This is a genomic window from Planktothrix serta PCC 8927, from assembly GCF_900010725.2.
In the GTDB taxonomy this organism is placed as follows: domain Bacteria; phylum Cyanobacteriota; class Cyanobacteriia; order Cyanobacteriales; family Microcoleaceae; genus Planktothrix; species Planktothrix serta.
The window spans coordinates 1-3,655 of sequence record NZ_LR734853.1; the positions used below are offsets into that span (position 1 = coordinate 1).

Below are 3,655 nucleotides of genomic sequence, written 5' to 3' on the forward strand. Positions count from 1 at the left end.
CTGGGATTTTCTCCCGCATCAATTAATCGGGCAATATTCTCCACATCAACAATAGCATCATCAATGACAATTCCAATCACTAATGCTAATGCTAATAATGTAATTGTTTCTAGGTTAAATCCAGCAATTGCCATCACAATACAGGTTCCTAATAGGGAAGTGGGAATGGCTAAAGCGGTGATTAAAGTCGCTCTAAAATTTCTTAAAAAGGGGAATACAACCGCAATTGCTAAAACAACGGCTAACAATAATTCATTAATCGTAGAACGGGTTGCTTTTCTAATATAATCTGCTTGGGTTTCGGCTAAAATTAGCTTGACATTTTGTAAATTTTGTTGTACTCTATCAACAGTATTTTCAACCTGATTCACCACTTCTAAAGTATTAGCATTGCTGCGTTTTACCACTTGAACCGCTAACACATTTTCACCATTATATCGAACTAACGTTGGTGGGTCTGGAATTAACGTTTGAGAACTGGATAAAGAGGCAATATCCTTTTTTGTTTCCCTCGCCAAACCATCCCCTAATAGATTAACTTTTAATACCCCAGGTAACACTTTAAGTTGAGGAATAATTTCGGATTTGGTCAGGGTTGTTAATTCTTTTAAGGTTAGGTTTTCACTTTGAATCGCGTAGGTAATCGCCGTTGATTCATTTAAGTTTAAAGGAATCACATTATAAGTCGTTTTTGGCGGTAATTGAATGGTTTTTAAAGCCGTTTCTACCTGATTAGTAGAGGATTCTAAACTCGTCCCCACTAAAAATGCTAAACTAATAATACTCCGACCCGCATAAGTCGATGACCGCAAATCATAGACTCCTTCAATGGATTTTACCCCGGTTTCTATGGGTAAAGTAACACTTAATTCTGTTTCCGTTGCGGTAGTAAGGGGTGCAGTGGTACTAACCACAACCACCGGAAAAGTTACCTCTGGAAATAAGGCATATTTGAGGCTACTAAATGCCACAATTCCTGCTACAATTACCCCAATCCAAAACCCAATTGCAATTCGAGGATGAGCAATACAGACACGAGAAATATTGAACCGTTCTCGCACAGCAGGTTTTAGAGGAGACTGAATCATAAGAGGTGTTGACAGGGGATAATGTTTAAACTTTTTATTGTATCCTTGAAGGTTAACAATTAACCGTTAACCCTCAATATTAGTTTATTTGAGCAAATTTGTTGCACATTCAATACCTACATCCACAAACTCATCGGGGGATTCTTTTGTTTTTTGAGCTTGCGTATAAATTTTTATAAATTGCTCAAAACTGTACTGAGATTGAAATTGATTAATCGTACACTGACAGACCGTTTTCGCCTGTTGTTCAGTTAAACCTTCCTCAATACTGCGTTGACGACAACTGCTAATATAAGCATTAACAATTTCTTGGGGATATTGATATTTAGGTTTTGCTGGAGTGGGATGATTTTGGGCAAAACTTGAAACCGGATAAAGTCCAAACCCAAAGAATAATGTAAAAGAAAATAGACTAATAACGACAAAAGGATTGATAATATTCATAGCGGATGAGTTCTAAATGATAGAGCAACTTTTGATTTACAATCAGAGCGAGAATGGTACTCCCAGATGAATTGGCAACGCCTACAATTTAAACACAGATTCTGTCTAAAAATTTTATTCCTCAGCGCAGTGATTGTGTTAATTGCGTTGTTGAGTAGTGTCTGGAATCAAATGCAAGGGTTGTCTCTGGCTTCTCAACAACCGGTAGATACATTTTTTGTCTTGGGGGGAAGTATTCGCCGGGAAATGTATGTCACCCAACTGGCAAAACAATATCCTGATATTCGCATTTTAATCTCAACGGGATCAGATGATCCTTGTATTGTAAAATTATTTGAACGGGAACAAGCACCAACACAAAAAGTTTGGTTAGAAAAGTGTGCTAATTCTACCTTTGATAATTTTGTTTACAGTCAACCCATTCTCAGCAAATGGCACGCTCATCATGTTAAATTAATCACTTCTGGGAGTCATTTACCCCGTGCAAAATGGATGGCTCAAATCATGTTAGGATCTCATGGAATTTGGGTAGATGTAGAAACAGTAAAAGAAACTGGGATTCCTGCTAATCAAGAATTGTGGCTAAAAACAGGACTGGATGTAACCCGAACTTTTTTATGGGCCTTAGCAAGTCAAGTGATTCAACCCTCCTGTTCTAATTTTATTCAGCTTCAGGAAGTAAATCTTAAAAAGTGGTGTCAGGAAAAATTCTCCTGTGAACATCAAAGTCATATTGACCGCAAATCAATTTGTCCTTGAAAGATTGATTTTTAGGGTAATGATAATATTTATATTTCCTTAACCTTCCCTTTCCTGGGTCTTTGCTTGAGTGACAAGCCTAGAGATTATTACAATCTAACTCGTTTTAACGCTTGCCAACTGGTATAACCTAATAATCCGGTTGCACCCAAAGCATAGGCTAAACCACTGGGTATTCCTGAAAAAGCGAGGGCTAAACTTCCTACCCAAAGGGTTAAAGAATAGATAAATAATACCGTTCTACGTTGAGATAAACCTGCGTCTAATAGTCGATGATGGAGATGGCGTTTATCCGCAATAAAAGGAGATTTCCCATGGCGAATTCGATCTAAAATGACCGCAGACATATCTAAAATCGGAACCGCTAAAATTAAATAGGGAAGAATAACAGAGGTAACGGCTGTTATTTTAACTAAACCAATCACCCCAACTCCAGCGAGGGTAAATCCCATGAAATAGGCGCCACCATCCCCCATAAAAATTTGAGCCGGATTAAAATTATATCGAAGAAATCCTAATGCACTCCCAGCTAATGCCGCCGCAATTAATGCCGCAGCAGGTTGATTCATAAATAAACTTACTATTAACATGACAACGGCGGCAATTCCACAAACACCCGCCGCCAGTCCGTCTAAACCATCAATCCAATTAATCGCATTTGTCATCCCCACTAACCAAACAATCGTAATGGGTAGACTCAACCATCCAATATGAACTAAACCGAAATAAGGAATAGTTAAAAAGTCGATGCGGACACCGACCCACCAAGCCAGACTAGCGACTCCGGTTTGTAATAATAGGCGAGTTAGGGGAGATAAACTAAAGAGATCATCGGCTAAACCAATCAGAAAAAAGGCAATGCCTCCGAGGGTCACGCCCCAAATTTCATATTCAGCTTCTGAACTTAAGGGTTTACCTGTGGCATCAATAAAGCCACCGGATATCCAAACAAATAATAGAGCAATTAAGGCTCCAGCAAAGATGGAAACGCCACCTAAGCGCACCATCGGTTGTTGATGAACTTTGCGATCATTGGGTAAATCAACTCGTCCTGAACGGATGGCGATTTTCTTAACAATCGGGGTACTCCAGATTACAACTAGAGCCGAAATAATAAAAGCCAGGAGATGGTACAGATGGTGGGGCATCTGAGGTTATAGGTGCAAAATGTTCTTCAAGTGTCAGCCAGAGTCTACTACATTTGGGATCATTTATCACAAAAAAATTGAAATTGGGAAACTGGAAACCAGAAAAACCTAAGTGGAGAGAGACGCGCCGTGGCACGCATGGGTGTCAACTTAAGCCGAAAACCTCTGAATTATAGCCCAGATTAGATCCCCCTAAATCCCCCTTAAAAAGGGGGA

4 protein-coding genes are annotated in these 3,655 nt (G+C 39.2%); 1 reads left to right on the plus strand and 3 read right to left on the minus strand.

The features are described from left to right. Positions 1 to 1,088: efflux RND transporter permease subunit (locus tag PL8927_RS07320; protein WP_197047345.1), on the minus strand; the 1,088-nt coding region annotated here is incomplete at its 3' end. An 84-nt stretch (positions 1,089 to 1,172) separates the two neighbouring features. After that, positions 1,173 to 1,532 carry a hypothetical protein gene (locus PL8927_RS07325; protein WP_083619105.1) on the minus strand — a complete coding sequence of 120 codons (360 nt, stop codon included), beginning with the start codon at positions 1,530 to 1,532 and terminating at the stop codon, positions 1,173 to 1,175. Positions 1,533 to 1,598: 66 nt separating this feature from the next. Here PL8927_RS07325 and PL8927_RS07330 point away from each other — a divergent pair, with 66 nt between their 5' ends. Further along, positions 1,599 to 2,291 carry a YdcF family protein gene (locus PL8927_RS07330; RefSeq protein WP_083619107.1) on the plus strand — a complete coding sequence of 231 codons (693 nt, stop codon included), beginning with the start codon at positions 1,599 to 1,601 and terminating at the stop codon, positions 2,289 to 2,291. Between the two features lie 89 nt (positions 2,292 to 2,380). Here PL8927_RS07330 and PL8927_RS07335 read toward each other — a convergent pair whose 3' ends face one another. Continuing rightward, the gene (locus PL8927_RS07335) at positions 2,381 to 3,439 is read right to left on the minus strand and encodes a glycosyltransferase family 4 protein (protein ID WP_083619109.1); all 1,059 of its coding nucleotides are present in this window, start codon (positions 3,437 to 3,439) and stop codon (positions 2,381 to 2,383) included. Between the last annotated feature and the right edge of the window lie 216 nt (positions 3,440 to 3,655).

Bases quoted from the DNA above. Each gene is read 5' to 3' on its own strand.
- PL8927_RS07335 (WP_083619109.1), bottom strand. From the start codon at position 3,439: ATGCCCCACCATCTGTACCATCTCCTGGCTTTTATTATTTCGGCTCTA.
- PL8927_RS07330 (WP_083619107.1), top strand. From the start codon at position 1,599: ATGAATTGGCAACGCCTACAATTTAAACACAGATTCTGTCTAAAAATT.
- PL8927_RS07325 (WP_083619105.1), bottom strand. From the start codon at position 1,532: ATGAATATTATCAATCCTTTTGTCGTTATTAGTCTATTTTCTTTTACA.